Source organism: Pirellulales bacterium, from assembly GCA_035939775.1.
In the GTDB taxonomy this organism is placed as follows: Bacteria; Planctomycetota; Planctomycetia; order Pirellulales; family DATAWG01; genus DASZFO01.
Genome location: DASZFO010000323.1, coordinates 1 through 14,421 on the forward strand (window position 1 = coordinate 1; position 14,421 = coordinate 14,421).

Consider the following 14,421-nt stretch of genomic DNA (forward strand, 5'->3'; position numbering starts at 1 on the left):
CGTACACGATGAAATCGGCGAGATCAATAAATACGATTTTCGCACCGAATCGAACTACGTCTTCAAGGCCCGCAAGGGGCTCGATGAGGAGATCGTCCGCCAGATCTCCGACATCAAGAACGAGCCGGCCTGGATGCGCGATTTCCGGCTCGAAAGCCTGAAGATCTTCAATTCGAAGCCGATGCCGCGATGGGGCGGGAAAATCGGCATCGACTTTCAGGACATTTACTATTATCTCAAGCCGGCCGAGCACCAGGGGAAGACCTGGGACGACGTGCCCGAGGAGATCAAGAAGACCTTCGATCGGTTGGGCATTCCGGAAGCGGAAAAGAAGTATCTCTCCGGCGTGAAGGCCCAATTCGAGAGCGAAGTCGTCTACGGCTCGCTGCAAGAAGAACTGAGCAAGCAGGGAGTGATCTTCACCGACACGGATTCGGCCGTGCGAGAATATCCCGACTTGGTGCGCGAGTATTTCGCGACGATCATCCCGCCGTCCGACAACAAATTCGCGGCCTTGAACTCGGCCGTCTGGTCGGGCGGGTCGTTTATCTATGTCCCGAAAGGCGTGAAGATCGAATTCCCACTCCAGGCTTATTTCCGCATCAACGCCGAGAGCATGGGACAATTCGAGCGGACGCTGATCATCGTCGATGAAGGGGCGCAAGTGCATTACGTCGAGGGCTGCACCGCCCCGATGTACACCACCGAAAGCCTCCACTCGGCCGTGGTCGAGATCATGGTCAAGAAGCATGCCCGCTGCCGTTACACCACGATCCAGAATTGGGCCAACAACATTTACAACCTGGTGACCAAGCGCGCGATGGCCTACGAGGGGGCCACAATGGAATGGATCGACGGCAATCTCGGCAGCCATCTGACGATGAAATACCCCTCGGTCTACATGATGGAACCGGGCGCTCGCGGCGAGATCCTCTCGATCGCGTTCGCCTCGGCCGGGCAGCACCAAGATGCCGGGGCAAAGCTGGTGCACTGTGCTCCAAACACCTCGGGGCGGATCATCTCCAAGTCGATCTCGAAGAACGGCGGCCGGGCCAGTTATCGCGGGCTCGTGAAAGTCGAGAAGGGGGCCAAGAAGTCGAAGTCGAACGTCGTGTGCGACGCCCTGATTCTCGATCCCAAGAGCCGCAGCGATACGTACCCTTACATCGAAATCGACGAGCAGGACGTAACCGTGGGCCACGAGGCGAGCGTCTCGAGAATCGGCGAAGAGCAATTGTTCTACCTGACCAGCCGCGGCCTTTCGGAGGCCGAGGCCAGCACGATGATCGTCAGCGGCTTCATCGAGCCGCTCGTGAGGGAACTGCCGATGGAATACGCCGTCGAAATGAACCGGCTGATCGAATTGCAGATGGAAGGGACAGTGGGTTAAGGGTGCGGAGCTGGTCCTGTTGCGGTGATGTTTTTATATAGCCCAGGCGTTCACGCCTGGGGCCGTCGATCATCCAACCCGTTGTCACCCCTTTAGGGGCTAGGGTCGACTTTGAAGCCCCGTGAACGGGGCTAGGAACAAGTCATCGTTTTTTGGGCGATCCCAGGCGTAAACGCCTGGGCTACGCAAAAGAGCGCAGCGCATAAAGTAGCCGGACTCAATGGCCATCTCCTCAACTGCTTCTACTGCGACTGGATTTAGCGCCGCCTCTTTCGCTGCCTTTCTCGAATCGCGCGACGAGCCGGGGTGGCTTATGGATCAGCGCCGCGCGGCTTGGCAGATGTTCGAATCGCTGCCGATGCCCACGCGGAACGACGAAGAATGGGCGCGCACCGATATTCGGCTTTGCCGGCTGGATCGGTTTCAGTTGCCCTTGGAGGCCGGCTCCGCGATGTCGATCCCCGACGCTCTCTTGACGCAGGGCGTCGAATTGGCCGGGCGGATGGTTACGCTCGACAGTCACTTGGTTTCGGCATCGCTTGATCCAAAGTGGGCCGAGCGCGGCGTGCTGTTCGGCAGCTTGGACGCGCTCGTTGCCGAGCACGGCGACCTGATCAAGCCGCACCTGTTTCGCGCGATGGACGCCGACTACGATAAATTCTCGGCGCTGCACGCCGCTTGCTGGTCGGGCGGCACGCTGCTGTACGTTCCGCGCGGCGTGAAGATCGATAAGCCGTTTCACAACCTTTCAGCGCTTTCGGACGGCGGCGTCGATCTCGGACACATCCTCGTCGTGTTGGAAGAGGGCGCCGAGGCCACCGTACTTTCCGAGACCGCCGGCGGTAGTCCGACCGGCGCCGGCCTGCACTGCGGCGGGATCGAGCTATTGGTCGGGCCTGAGGCGAAGCTGCGGTATGTCAATCTGCAAAACTGGGGACACGGAGTTTGGCACTTCGCTCATCAGAAAGGTCTGGTCGATCGTGATGCCGGTTTGCAGTGGACGATCGGCGCGCTCGGGAGCCGTTTGGCCAAGGTCAATCAGCATGTGGCGTTGGTCGGTCCGGGTGCCGAAACTCAAGTGAACGGCGTGATGTTCACCGAAGGGAAGCAGCATCTCGCCTACCATACCCTTCAGCACCATGAAGCTCCGTCGTGCCGCAGCGATCTGCTCTACAAGGGCGGTTTGCAAGACAAATCGCGACTCGTGTGGCGCGGAATGATCAAGGTGGATCGCGACGCCCAGAAAACCGACGGCTATCAGCGCAACGACAACTTGATGCTCTCCGAGGAAGCTCGGGCCGATTCGATTCCGGGACTCGAGATCGAAGCCGACGACGTGCGCTGCACGCACGGGGCGACCACCGGCCGCGTGGACGACGAGCAAATCTTTTATTGCCGCTGCCGCGGATTGACGCGAGAGGAGGCGATCCGCACGGTCGTCGTCGGTTTTTTCCAACAAGTGTTCGACCGGATCACGATCGACAGCGTTCGCGAAGCGCTCGGCGAGGCGATCAAACGGCGCGTGCGAGAGTTTGAATGACCTGCGCGCCGCCGCGCACTCCCCGGCGCTGCGACTTGGGTCGCGGCTAAATGGGTGACTTTTTCGTACTTTGTCCTTCGCACTTGCGTTTCCATGTCCGACTTCGTTCGCGTTGCCAGCACTTTCGAGCTTTCCGATCCTGGCCGGATGCTGGTCGAGGTTGACGATCGGATGATTGCGCTATTTCACGTCGGTGGAAAGTTTTACGCGATCGACGACGTTTGCACGCACGACGGCGGGCCGCTCGCGGAAGGGGAATTGGAAGGATTTGCCATTGCTTGCCCGCGACACGGGGCGAAATTCGACATCCGCGACGGCCGAGTCCTTTCGATGCCGGCCACCCAATCGACCGTCGCCCATGAAGTAAAAGTCGAAGGAACCGACGTTTTCATCCGCGTGATTGAGTAGAATGGATTGAGGCGGGCTGCCGGAGCTTCCAATCAAGTGTTGGAGTTCAGGCTTTGGCCTGCGGCGGCAGCCTAAAGCCTGAACTCCAACGATGCGGTCCTGTCTCTGCCCTTTGAGGTTTTCCATGCCTATCACTGAAGATGCCGTTCGCGAGACCCTTAAGCAGGTGATCGATCCGGAGTTGTTCATCAACATCATCGACCTGGGGCTGGTCTACACGGTCGCGACCGAGCCGGCCGGCGAGAAGGAAAACGTCAAGATCGAGATGACGATGACCAGCCCCGCGTGCCCCGCCGGCCCGCAGTTGATCGGCCAGTCGAAGCAAGCGCTCGGCCGGTTGGAGGGGGTCGGCGACGTGGAAGTGAAGCTCGTGATGATCCCGCCTTGGACCCCCGACCGAATGACCGAAGACGCGCGCGATCAATTGGGGATCTTTTGAAAGGCTATTCCGCGTCGAGAATCTCAATCTTTGCCTGGCCGATGACTTGCGAAACCGGGAGGAAGCAACTGTATGCCGCTTCCCCTTGCAGGCTCGAATCGGTCAGCTTGAGATAGGCGGCCCCGATGCCGCCCAAGCCGCGTGTCGCGTCGAGCGGTATCCAACGGTCACCGATCCAGACTTCATTCCACATGTGGAAGGCGAAGCCCGGATGGTCATCAACGTAAACGAGTCCGATCGCCACGCGCGCCGGAATTCCCCGCGACCGCGCGAGCGCCGCCAGCAGCACGGCGTGTTGAGAGCAAGCTCCCTCGCGGCTGTCGGCCACTTCGACGGCGGTGGAAAACGCCTTGAGATAGTCCTTGGCGACGACATATTGGTGCACGAATCGTTCGAGCGCCGCGGCTGTCTCCCAGGCATCGGTCCCTTGGCCTGCCGCCCGTTTCGCCAGCTCCACGATCCGCGGCGCATCGCTCTGCACGAGATTATTCGGCTGGCGGTCGTCATCGGCGGGCGGCCGCTCGCGGCTCGGGTCGGAAGGTGTGCCACCGCCGGCCGGTAGCGCGGCATCGCCAGGCGCGAAATCAGGGGCCGGTCGGCCAGGGCGGATCGAACGGACGACGATCTCCGCGGTGTGAACGTCGATCGGGGTCACGCGCTGCGTGCCGCCGCTGGCAAACACGTGGCTTGGATCCTCCGATTCGAGCCGGACGCGGTATCGCACGCGCCGCGTATTCTGAGCGTGATCGAGGGGCCGATCGACGCAGACGATCGTCGAGAGCAAAAGGTCGAACCTGGCCGCCCCGGCTTCCGCCATCGCGATCTCGCGCGTCGTGCGGTACGTGACCTGGTGCAAGGCGTCGATCTGCATCTTCAGCACCTCGCCGTCGTGGTTGGTCCACCACACCGAGCGAATGATGTCTCCTTTGGGAAGCGTCGCCGTCCAGTCGATCCGCAGCAGGTCTTCCGAATGGTCCAACAGCATCGTCGGCTCGTAAGCCGTCGAGACCAGCTCGATCTCGGCCACTTGATTGAAGCCGAGCATCAACCCCGAAAGCTTGCGCCGCTGGCCGGGCTGCATCGGCTGCCTGGCCAGAGAATGCTCGGTCGCCTTGAATCCGCCGGCGCCGGCCGGCCAGGGGATCGACGTGCGAAGGGTCTTGCCGGTCGTCATGGTCTGAAACGTGATTTGACCGTCGCGGATTTTCGCTTTGGTGACAATCGGCTCCTGGCCGGAATTGATCTCCGTCTCGATGCGGAGCGGTTCGCCGTCGAGCGTCTCGATGCCGGTCGATTTGATTTTCTCATCCGTTCGTTGGCCGTTGCGATTGACGGAGAAGTTCACCTGCTCGTCGATTCGCAGCAGGGGCTTGCCATGATCGACAAGTCGGCTTTCCGAAGTCCATCCATGGCCGACCTTGACTCCCTGAATGAACATCGCGAACCACTGCTCTTGCGGATCGCCGTTGACATGAGGCCTCAACGCTTCGCCCGGCATTTCCGATCGCCCGGAAGATTCCGGCGCTACGGAGATCGGCGGATCGACCGACGATGAACTCGACTCGGCGGGCGAGCACCCGCCGCAAAGCGCAAGGGCCGGGAGCGCCAAGATCGCCATGGCTCGCGAGGTCGATCGATGAAACCGTGTGAATCGCATCGCGGTTTGTCTCGTTGAGTGGCGTGGCCAAAACGGTCGAGCAATCGGATGGCGGCAGTCGCGCCGGCCGCGTGTTAGTTTCGCGGCAATGCCCTATCCGTACCCGAAATCCGTCGTCAGGGGCAAGTGGAACATCCGCCGTGGCGGCCCGGCTTTGGACTTGAGACCGCAAACGCCCCACCATTCCCATTCGACGGGTTTGGCGCTGGCAAAGTCCCCGCGATCGCGCCGAATTGCCGTCCGGGACAGCGTTTCAGCGATTTCCTACCTGGCGAATAGCGGCACGCGGCGCTACGCGATGCTAAACTAACTTGAGTGGGAATAAGCGGCGAAAATCGGTCATCCGGAACCCGATTTCACCGCTTTGGCGGTTCGCTCCGGCGGGGGAAAGCGGATTTTCCGGCCCTGCCGGGAACCCTGGATGCGGGTTCGAGCAAAGTGCCATTCGGCCGTTCGCCACCCGCGTAACCGCAACCTAGGGTTGCTCAACGAACGAACCGACGGGATCGACAATTTGAGGTTCAGGGCCGACGGCAAACCGTGACCTAGGTTTTCGACCAAAGGCTCAGCAAACCGACTTATCGGGCGCTTCGGCCAGCCGGCCACGAAAACGCCCGAGAGTCCAACAGAGATTGAGATTCGCCGATGGGCTTCTTGAAAAAGATCTTTCGCAATGTCTTCCGCGATGGAGCGCAGGTTGGAACCACCAGCAGCTTTTCCAAGCTCTCGGAAGAAGAGTTGGAAGCGCATCTCGGCGTCGCCCGCTATGGCAACTTCGTCTTGACCGATGCGGTTCGCCCGTCGGCCGATCTGCAAGTCGTGCCGTCGCAGGGCTATCGGCACGACGTGTATTACGACGAAGAGAGCCGCGCTCGCGTTCCGGTGCTGATGGCTGCCGCTACGCACGACAAGCTCTTTGAAACCTTCATGGACCTCTTGGATCCGCTCGGCTTCGAGGTCGACGTGGTGCTCGAGACGAGCCACAACCGCGAGAGCCGCGGACACCTCGATCTGTACCGCGAGCACATCGATTTGCCGGTGCTCAAGAGCATCCTCTGGGATTTCGAGGAGCTGCTGATCAACGATGGCTGCACGGGCATCGCCGTGCTCAATCCGGGCGTGCCGATGGAGGTGCAGTTCGACGAGCACAAGCTGCTCATCGCCTACGGCCACGACCTCGAGCCGTTCGAGGACGTGCTGCGCGACCGGCGAATCGCTTGCAACGACAAGATGAAATTCATCACCGAGGCCGAGCACGTCCATTCCTCGAGCGACCAATTCGCTCAGCAGTTCGAGGAACTGAAGATGCGGCTGGGGATGGATTGCGACTTTGATTGCCAGTAGATGCGGCATCTTGCCGCATCGATTGAAGCAGCGGGACGCCGCTTCCACGCGTCAGAACGAATACGCCTTGCCGTCCAGTTCGATCACGACCGGCTCATCGAACGTCATATACTTGGCCACGTCGCGGCCGAATTTGTCGATCAGCTCGAAATACTCCTTGCTATAGCGCTCGATCTTGATCGGCTGCTTCTCCTGGTCTACGGTCACGGTCGAGTCGATCCACTTGTCGCCGCGGCGGTAGAAGACTTTGCGGCCGATTGAGCGGACGTTCTGAACGACCTTGGCGCCTTCCGCGTCGGCCGGTTTGGTTGCCGCGGTTGCTAGGCTGTCGCCCAGCGGCTGTGCGATGGTAGCGCGGGCCAGAGGGGCGCTTTCCCCCGGCATCAAGCCGCTATCTCTGAAGTAGAATCCGCGGTCGGCGGATCGAGCGCCGCCGCCGCGCCCTGCGAAACCACCTCCTGCCGCGCCGCCAGCGTATGTCCCATCGACCGGCGTCGCCGCTTTGAGCAAATGCTCCTTCGCCTCGCGCTGCTCAACGCCAATCTGCCCCTCGACCTCTTTGAGCAAGTCGAGCCGCCGATCGACTTCCTGGAAGGTAGTGGACACGTCGCGGTTGGCGCCGTTTTCGTCGGCCATAAACGACGTGTACGGCGTCAGAACGCCGTGCCGCCTTGAGAGAGCAATCAATTCCTTGACCAACTCCTCGTTTCGCCCCTTGAGGTCGAGTTCGTCGAGGATCTCGCCGATCCGGCGAACGGCCCAGAGCTTTTCGATAAAGGCCGTGCTTTCGTCGTTGCTTTTTTCGACGAGCGTGGCCGGAAAATCGAACTTCTCCTCTTTGTCGCCGACGTGCCCCTTCACGACGACCTTGGCAGTTCCAGGATGTTTGTAGCGCCCCACGATCACGAGCTGTTCGCCGGCGAACAGGTCGTGGGACTCCCTCGGATAAACGCGATTGACTGGCTGGCCCCGTTCGGATGCGCCGCCCTCGATATCCCACTTGATCGAAAGATCGTTCAGCACCGGCGCGCTAATGCGATTGTATAGGGCGCTCACGCGCGATTCGATGTTCTCGTTCGGCCGCACATATTCGCTGTCCCCGAAATTCTCGCGGGCCAGCTTATCGAGCAGCCGGCTGTTCAGGTCGTATCCCACTCCGAACGTGAAAATCCGGGCATGCACCTTGTTGTATTGCTTCGCGTTTTCGATGATCTTCGACTCATTTTGCTCGCCGTCCGTCGGCAATCCGTCGGTGAGGAAGAGCACGAGGCTGGGCCGGCTCGCATCGTGCAATGGAGTGAGCGCCGCCCGAAGCGCCCCATCAATGTTCGTGCTGCCGCCGGCGTAGATACCCTCGATGAAGCCCAGAGCCGCTTTCCGCGTCTCATCGTTGAGCTTCTGCAGCTCGGGCTTCCAACTTTCCACTTCGCTGTCGAAGGCGATCACGTTGAACAGGTCTCCATCGTGCAGATTGTTGAGCACGAACTTCGCAGCTCCCTTGGCCTGCTCGATCTTCTCGCCGCTCATGCTCCCCGAGCGATCGACCACGAACACGACCGTTTTCTTAGGCTGCTCGTCGCCGGCGGCCTTGATCGCGGGGCTCGCGAGCAAAAGAAAGTAGCCATCCTCGCTGTCGTTATGGCGATAGCTCAGCACGGTGGCTCCAACTTGTCCCCTGCCGACGTCGTAAAACAGCCGAAAATCACCCGTGGGAATGTTGTTCTCGGCCTTGTAAGTGACGACGGCATGCTTGTCGTCCGGCCGCTTGATCTCGACGGCATGGCTCGGGCTGTAGACGTTTTTGATCTCGGACTGGCTGTCGATGGCCACCTGAAACTTGATCGATTCGACCGGCTGCGACGTGTATTTCGCCGTGCTGAGCGGGAAGAGGAAATCGGTCAGACCGTCGGTCTTCCGACAGAGCTGCGAATAGCGCAGCGTCACACTTCGCTCGGCGCCGGGCGGCACGGGGAAGACGCTCGTCTTGAATAGGCCCGTGCCCATCCATTCCAGCAAGGCCGGATCGCGATTCTTGCGGACGATCTCCTCGTAAAGGTGCCGCGCCTCGGAGGCCGGCATGAGTTTGGCTGGATATTCCTTGCCGTCGATGAGGAGCGTGAGTTGATCGACGGCACCGTCGTATGGCAATGGAAAGACGAAGCAGACCTCCATCGCCCGGCTGCCGGTGTTTTCGAACGATTGCGACACCTGCACCCGCGCGACCTGCTCCTGCAGCTTGACATTCACCTCCAATGCCTTGATTTTGTACGCGCTGTCGGGAATCGGCTGCGGCCGCGGATGCGGATAATAGGGCGGATAGACGATGATCGGGCGCGGCAGAATCACCTGCTCGGCCGGATTGACGTTGATCAACACCCCCTGTGCTCGCCCGACGCCGGGAGCAGAAAGGCTGCACAGAACGACTAAGCACGACAAAATCGGTAGATGGGGCGAAAGGCGAGACATGGCGACTGCCTCCTTGGCGAGACGGGAAATTGATGCGGTCTATGTAACTTAGATTCCGCAGAATCGAAGAAAGTTCCCGGCGTACATACTCGCCGAGAAAAACTCCCCAGATTGGTTGAAAAACAGAAGGAATCCTCGCCGACGCTGGCAGCGTTCGCCACGATTGATCCGCACTTGCGGAGTTCAGCCGATTCCGGCACACTACCGCCCCCTTCGGCACGCCCAGCGTGCCCTACGGCCTTTCATTCAGTCGAAATCGGTCCGGTTCATCACTCCGTATCTCGAGCTGGCCATGCGGCACTTTTGGGTATTGGCAGGCGCGGCTGCCACGGCCATCGGCTGTGCACGGGCGCTCGATCGACCGGTCGCGCCGCTGATGCCCGATGCCGGTTTGCCGCAGGTTCAGCAAGGCGAGCCGGCGCCTGCCCCGATCGTGATGCAATACGCTCCGCCAATTGGTCCCGGCGCGCCGGCAATCATGCTCTCCGATCCGCTGCGCGTGCCGATCGCGGACCGCGATTACGCCTGGGACCAGCTCGTCGCCGTGGTCGAGGAGTACTTCAAGGTCGAGCATGAAGAGCGCGTCCGTCTGGCGGGCGACATCTTGACGGAAGGGCGGATCGACACCTACCCGCTCACGGGCGCGACGCTGCTTGAGCCCTGGCATGGCGATTCGGTCACGTATCGCGACCGGCTGGAGAGCACGCTGCAATCGATCCGCCGCCGCTGCTTTATTCGCGTGATGCCCGAGCAGGCGAGCTACCTGATCGACTTGGAGGTGTTCAAGGAATTGGAAGATTTGCCGCGGCCGTCGATGTCCACTGCAGGAGCGGCCACGTTCAATACCAGCGCCGCCGACGATCGAGGCACGCAACCGCTCCCGTCCTTCAGCCAGTTCAGCGGGACCGCGCGCGGCCCGCGGCCGATCAATTGGATTCCGCAGGGGCGCGACGTGAATCTAGAGCAGGTGATGCTGGCAAAAATCCAAGCGCGGCTGGCCGTGGCCGTCGTGCCCGCCTTCGCGCCGCCGGCGTTCGCGCCTGGGCCCGTCTTGCCCGCGCCGGCGCCGGAAGTCATTCCGCGGCCGCAATGAGTGCGCGGTCCTCAGGGCCTTGGGCGCTGAATTCCGCCGTATTGCTGATTGCGAATTTGTCGCGATCCGTATCCAATGGCGATATTCTTTTGACGAATACAACAATGTTGATCGACAAGTGTCGTGCATCGTATCGTCGCGGGCAGTTTCCCCTTCTTGCCAGACGCCGAGGGTTCGTGCCATGGAAAACAAATCGACGCTGATGTTCGTGGTCTTGGCACTCTGCGGGACCGCCTGCATTCTTGCTTCAATCGGGGTAGTAACCTATCTCTATCACGAGCACGCGGCACAAATTGAACAAGCCAGTGCAAACTCCGAAAAATTCGGGCTCTTTGTGGCGTTTCCTTCAATGGCCGGGTTTGTGGTCGGCGCCGCCTTGATGGCAACGGGGATCTGGATTGGGCTAAAAGATAAAGCACGGTGACCATTGCCAAAAGTCCAGACGCCAGTGGCGTCGGGCAGATTCGAATCTGAATCCCGAGATTTCAGATTCGCGATTTGAGATCTTCGAGCAACCTGACGGCGCGGCCGATTTCGGCTCTTTGGCGGGCCGGCTCTTGCGGGATTTCGCGCTCGATCGTGAGCGGGCCCGAGTAGCCGAGGCGGGCGAGCGTGCGGAGGTAGTTGTCGAAGCCGACATCTCCTTCGCCGAGCGGCACTTCCTGGCCCCATTCCTTGCCCGGCCGGGCGGCCCACTTGGCGTCTTTGCAATGGACGCTCCGCACATAGGGACCGATCACTTCGAGTGCCTCGATTGGATTGCCGACGCCGTAGAGAATCATGTTCGCCGGGTCGAAGTTCACGAACAGGTTGTTGCGCTCCACGTCGCGGATGAATCGCAGGAGCGCGTCGGCGGGTTCCTGGCCGGTTTCCAAGTGCAACGATTGGCGGTTGCGGCGGCAATGATCGCAGAGATCGCGAGTGACGGCGAGCACTTCGCCGTAGAGCGGCGCGCCGCGTTCGTGCGGCACAAAGCCCAGGTGCAGCGCCACCACGTCGCAGTTCAAAAGCCGCGAGAATTCGGCGATTTCCTTCATCTCTGCGAGGCGCGCCGCTCGAGTCGCCGGAGGCACGAGGCCCACCGTCCGCACGACGGTCGGGATGTCGGCGTAGCTTTCCCCTTCAAAGCCGCCGAAAACGGCCGTGAGCCGAATCCCCAACTCGCCGAGACGAACGAGAAACCGCCGAGCGTTTTCCGCCGTCCGTGTTTCGCGATGCGGGGCGTGCAATTGAATCGTCGGCACGCCCAACTCGCGGGCGACATCGAGTTGAACCCCGAGCCCCGCGTCGATACTGGCAAACACGCCGAGCGGCCACTTCTCGGTCACACTTGGTATTCCTTCCGAGTCGTGTCCGGCTTGATGTTTTCCGGCGTGGCGTCGTTGTCAATATCGAACCAATCCTTATTGAACTCCAGGCGGGGCTGGCTGGAATTCTGAATCACGGCGTTGCTCACCAGCGCAATCACCGCGTCACCCAGGGCAACCTTTGGTGTGCAGCGGGGAAGGTTCTCCGGAGACGGGTTCTTGATGCACCAGCCCCAATGCTCGAGTTCCTCGGTGTAGCCGCGGCTGATCGGACCAAGTTCCATCGCTGCCTTGCCGACGGGCGCGGCATGGCCGCCGCTTTCGGCCGTGTTCAGCACCGCCGCTCCGGTCTTGTCCTTGTCCACTTTGATCTTGGTGCTCGTCAAGGTGGCGAAGAGCAGGGCCTCCTGTTCGCGCTCGAGCACGAGCGTGCCCTTGGTGCCCATCACCACTTCGCCATAATCGCCGAAGCCGTTGCCGTTGATCGACGAATAGGTGACGACGATCTTTTTGTTCGGGTCCGAATCGTACCCCGGCGCCGGGAACTCGAACATGCAGTAGACATGATCTTCGCAATCGCGATCGAGCGGGAAGAGGCTGCGGCCGCCAATCGCCGTCACGGTCAGCGGCAATGCATGGTGCTGACCAGCTTTTCCATTGGCCTCGTGCATCGCGCCGATCAAGAGCCCAGCGGCGTCCAATTGGTGGCTTCCCAGCTCAGCCATCAACCCGCCCCCCGTGCGCTTCCAGAGCCGCCAACGGATGAGTTCTTCCAGCGGCGACCGCTTGTAGCCACTGGAAAGCGTCTCGTCTTCGTAGCCGTATTTGGCCGCGTCAACGTCCTTGTCGGCGAGTTGGGCATTGATCTGCGCGATGAGTCTCTCGGCGTCTTCAACCTTTTTTGCGGTTACCTCAGGAGAATTCTTGAGCGCCTTGAGTGTCGCGATTTGGTTTTGGAGCTTCTTTACATCGGCGGCATTGGTCGGCAGCGGCATCTGCCAACTGTCATGCCCCGGCAAATTGCCGCGGTGCCACTGGGCGCGGATATGGTGGATGTCGCCGATAATCCCGTGGGCGATAAGCCACTTGGCGTTGTCGTAGAGCACGCTGTAGTTGCGTTGATGGCCGACGGCCAGAATCTTGCCGGTTTCCTTGGCCGCCCGGCCCATTTCCTTGCACTCATGGATGCTGTGCCCCATCAGCTTCTCCGTGAGCACGTGCTTCCCTTTGCGCATGGCCTGAATCGCCACCGGGGCATGCAGGTGCAACGGCAAGGCGATCACTACGGCTTCAACGTTCTTGTCATTGAGCAGATCCATGTAGTCTTTGTCATAGACCGTCACGTGTTTGCGGGCTTCCGTCTCGTCCTTCCAACTGTACATGGAAATCAGGCCGGGGCGGCGCCCGAGCGCGTCGGGGCTGGAATGATCGCCGTGAAAAGCCCGATGAATGCTGAAGGGCCGAATGTCGGCAATCGCCACGACGTCGATATACCTTCGCGTTTCGGGAGCGTGCAGTGCGCCAAGCAGCACTTCCCCTTCGTCGCCAACGCCGATGAAGCCGACGCGGAGCGGGTCCTTGGGCGGGCCTTCTTTCGCGTAGTCGAAATACATCGCGCCCAGACCGGCGCCGGCGACCGTCACCGCCAGCGTGCTGCCCAGGAAGCCGCGGCGATTGAACGCGCCATCGCCGCCGATCGCCGTTTCGAAATTATCTTTGCCGATTTCACGTTCTTCGGGAGTGAGGTTCATGTCTTGCTTCCTTTTGCCGCGCAACACGGCCTGACGAGAAGATGAATAAAGTAATCCAGCCCGCCCCAACGCCCCACGGCCGTCGTCGCGAGCGCCAGCATGGCGAACATCTCGATCACTTGGCTGTAAGTCTCCACGGTCCCTGGAATCCAAGGAGGTTGGGAGCAAACGACCGACAACAGAAACGCGGCGCCGGCCAATGCGGCCAAACGAGTAAAGAGTCCGACAATGAGGCAGCCGCCCGCGACTAGAATCCCCCATGATACCACGGTGTCGATCTTGTGAATCTGAGCCGTGTCGGCCGGCATTTGGCCGAGCTTGCGTTGATCCGGCGTCAGCAGGTCAATCAGCCGATCGTGGTACAGGTCTTCAATTCCCTTGGCATCGGCTCGCCATTCGGCCGGCGTTGAGCTGATCACTGCCGAAGTGCCGCTCAGGCCAACCTCGCCGAGCGGATCGTGCGCGACCGCCGTGGCCCGATTCTTCATGAACGGAATCTCATTTCCGCCGGGGGCCGCCGGCATCGTCTGAGCGCGATAAACCAACTCGCGATAGAGCCGGACATCGTCGCCGTATCCTTTGCTCTCCTTGCTGCCTTTCATCAACTCTTCCATTTGCTTGGAAGACTGCTTGAGGATCTCATTGGCCTGCTCTTGCTGTTGCGCGTCCAGCTTGTAGAAGCTAGCGACCGAGTCTTGCTCGGTTTTCCAATCCTTGTTCACCTCGTTGAGCCAGTCGGCGTAAACGGCCACCGGCTTGCTTGATGGCTCCGCGGCGTCCTTTGTCGCGGTCGGGTCATCACCGGCCTCTCCAGAATTGGGCGAACCCTTGTCGGCCAGCGGCGTGAGGATCAACCGGTCCCACCCATGAAACTTCGGCAGCATCGCTTGATAACTGTCGGCCATTGGTCCCTTGGCCTGCCGCAAGAAGCCTTCGCTGCTCCAATTTGGATCGGCGCGATGCGCCAGTCCTTCTTTGAAGAAATGCCAGCCGATCGCCAGTCGCAACGCGACCAGCATGACCATT

General features: G+C 60.7%; 12 protein-coding genes. 7 read left to right on the forward strand and 5 right to left on the reverse strand.

Annotated features, from left to right (window positions below; genetic code table 11):
• From sufB to VGY55_20670, 4 genes are all read left to right on the forward strand, one after another.
• A partial coding sequence (gene sufB, locus VGY55_20655) for a Fe-S cluster assembly protein SufB (GenBank protein HEV2972396.1) occupies window positions 1-1,390 on the forward strand: 1,390 nt, incomplete at its 5' end.
• A 313-nt stretch (window positions 1,391-1,703) separates the two neighbouring features.
• On the forward strand, window positions 1,704-2,930 hold the full coding sequence (gene sufD, locus VGY55_20660) for a Fe-S cluster assembly protein SufD (GenBank protein ID HEV2972397.1): 1,227 nt from the start codon (window positions 1,704-1,706) through the stop codon (window positions 2,928-2,930).
• A 93-nt stretch (window positions 2,931-3,023) separates the two neighbouring features.
• The gene (locus VGY55_20665; GenBank protein HEV2972398.1) at window positions 3,024-3,338 is read left to right on the forward strand and encodes a non-heme iron oxygenase ferredoxin subunit; all 315 of its coding nucleotides are present in this window, start codon (window positions 3,024-3,026) and stop codon (window positions 3,336-3,338) included.
• A 124-nt stretch (window positions 3,339-3,462) separates the two neighbouring features.
• Window positions 3,463-3,777: a metal-sulfur cluster assembly factor gene (locus VGY55_20670; GenBank protein ID HEV2972399.1), complete on the forward strand. Its 315-nt coding sequence runs from the start codon at window positions 3,463-3,465 to the stop codon at window positions 3,775-3,777.
• A 4-nt stretch (window positions 3,778-3,781) separates the two neighbouring features.
• Here VGY55_20670 and VGY55_20675 read toward each other — a convergent pair whose 3' ends face one another.
• Window positions 3,782-5,395 (reverse strand): transglutaminase family protein, encoded by a 1,614-nt coding sequence (locus VGY55_20675; GenBank protein HEV2972400.1) that lies wholly within the window; start codon window positions 5,393-5,395, stop codon window positions 3,782-3,784.
• 684 nt (window positions 5,396-6,079) lie between these two features.
• On the opposite strand from VGY55_20675, the gene VGY55_20680 reads away from it, so the two are divergent.
• Window positions 6,080-6,778, forward strand: coding sequence for a hypothetical protein (locus VGY55_20680; protein HEV2972401.1), 699 nt, complete (start codon window positions 6,080-6,082; stop codon window positions 6,776-6,778).
• Window positions 6,779-6,829: 51 nt separating this feature from the next.
• Here VGY55_20680 and VGY55_20685 read toward each other — a convergent pair whose 3' ends face one another.
• A complete protein-coding gene (locus VGY55_20685; GenBank protein ID HEV2972402.1) occupies window positions 6,830-9,244 on the reverse strand; it encodes a VIT and VWA domain-containing protein in 2,415 nt (804 codons plus the stop codon).
• Window positions 9,245-9,536: 292 nt separating this feature from the next.
• On the opposite strand from VGY55_20685, the gene VGY55_20690 reads away from it, so the two are divergent.
• A complete protein-coding gene (locus VGY55_20690) occupies window positions 9,537-10,337 on the forward strand; it encodes a hypothetical protein (protein HEV2972403.1) in 801 nt (266 codons plus the stop codon).
• 181 nt (window positions 10,338-10,518) lie between these two features.
• Entirely contained in the window at window positions 10,519-10,761 is a 243-nt protein-coding gene (locus VGY55_20695) for a hypothetical protein (GenBank protein HEV2972404.1), read from the forward strand.
• Between the two features lie 61 nt (window positions 10,762-10,822).
• On the opposite strand, the gene VGY55_20700 is transcribed toward VGY55_20695, so the two are convergent.
• Genes VGY55_20700 through VGY55_20710 form a run of 3 tightly spaced genes read right to left on the reverse strand, consistent with a single transcriptional unit; the run spans window position 10,823 to window position 14,414 of the window.
• Window positions 10,823-11,665 (reverse strand): sugar phosphate isomerase/epimerase family protein, encoded by an 843-nt coding sequence (locus tag VGY55_20700; GenBank protein HEV2972405.1) that lies wholly within the window; start codon window positions 11,663-11,665, stop codon window positions 10,823-10,825.
• Window positions 11,662-13,395, reverse strand: coding sequence for a Gfo/Idh/MocA family oxidoreductase (locus VGY55_20705; GenBank protein HEV2972406.1), 1,734 nt, complete (start codon window positions 13,393-13,395; stop codon window positions 11,662-11,664). The genes VGY55_20700 and VGY55_20705 overlap by 4 nt, the downstream gene beginning before the upstream one ends.
• A complete protein-coding gene (locus VGY55_20710) occupies window positions 13,392-14,414 on the reverse strand; it encodes a hypothetical protein (protein HEV2972407.1) in 1,023 nt (340 codons plus the stop codon). The genes VGY55_20705 and VGY55_20710 overlap by 4 nt, the downstream gene beginning before the upstream one ends.
• Between the last annotated feature and the right edge of the window lie 7 nt (window positions 14,415-14,421).

Bases quoted from the DNA above. Each gene is read 5' to 3' on its own strand.
- VGY55_20670 (HEV2972399.1), top strand. From the start codon at position 3,463: ATGCCTATCACTGAAGATGCCGTTCGCGAGACCCTTAAGCAGGTGATC.
- VGY55_20680 (HEV2972401.1), top strand. From the start codon at position 6,080: ATGGGCTTCTTGAAAAAGATCTTTCGCAATGTCTTCCGCGATGGAGCG.
- VGY55_20685 (HEV2972402.1), bottom strand. From the start codon at position 9,244: ATGTCTCGCCTTTCGCCCCATCTACCGATTTTGTCGTGCTTAGTCGTT.
- VGY55_20675 (HEV2972400.1), bottom strand. From the start codon at position 5,395: ATGGCGATCTTGGCGCTCCCGGCCCTTGCGCTTTGCGGCGGGTGCTCG.
- VGY55_20690 (HEV2972403.1), top strand. From the start codon at position 9,537: ATGCGGCACTTTTGGGTATTGGCAGGCGCGGCTGCCACGGCCATCGGC.
- VGY55_20705 (HEV2972406.1), bottom strand. From the start codon at position 13,395: ATGAACCTCACTCCCGAAGAACGTGAAATCGGCAAAGATAATTTCGAA.
- VGY55_20695 (HEV2972404.1), top strand. From the start codon at position 10,519: ATGGAAAACAAATCGACGCTGATGTTCGTGGTCTTGGCACTCTGCGGG.
- VGY55_20665 (HEV2972398.1), top strand. From the start codon at position 3,024: ATGTCCGACTTCGTTCGCGTTGCCAGCACTTTCGAGCTTTCCGATCCT.
- VGY55_20710 (HEV2972407.1), bottom strand. From the start codon at position 14,414: ATGCTGGTCGCGTTGCGACTGGCGATCGGCTGGCATTTCTTCAAAGAA.
- sufD (HEV2972397.1), top strand. From the start codon at position 1,704: ATGGATCAGCGCCGCGCGGCTTGGCAGATGTTCGAATCGCTGCCGATG.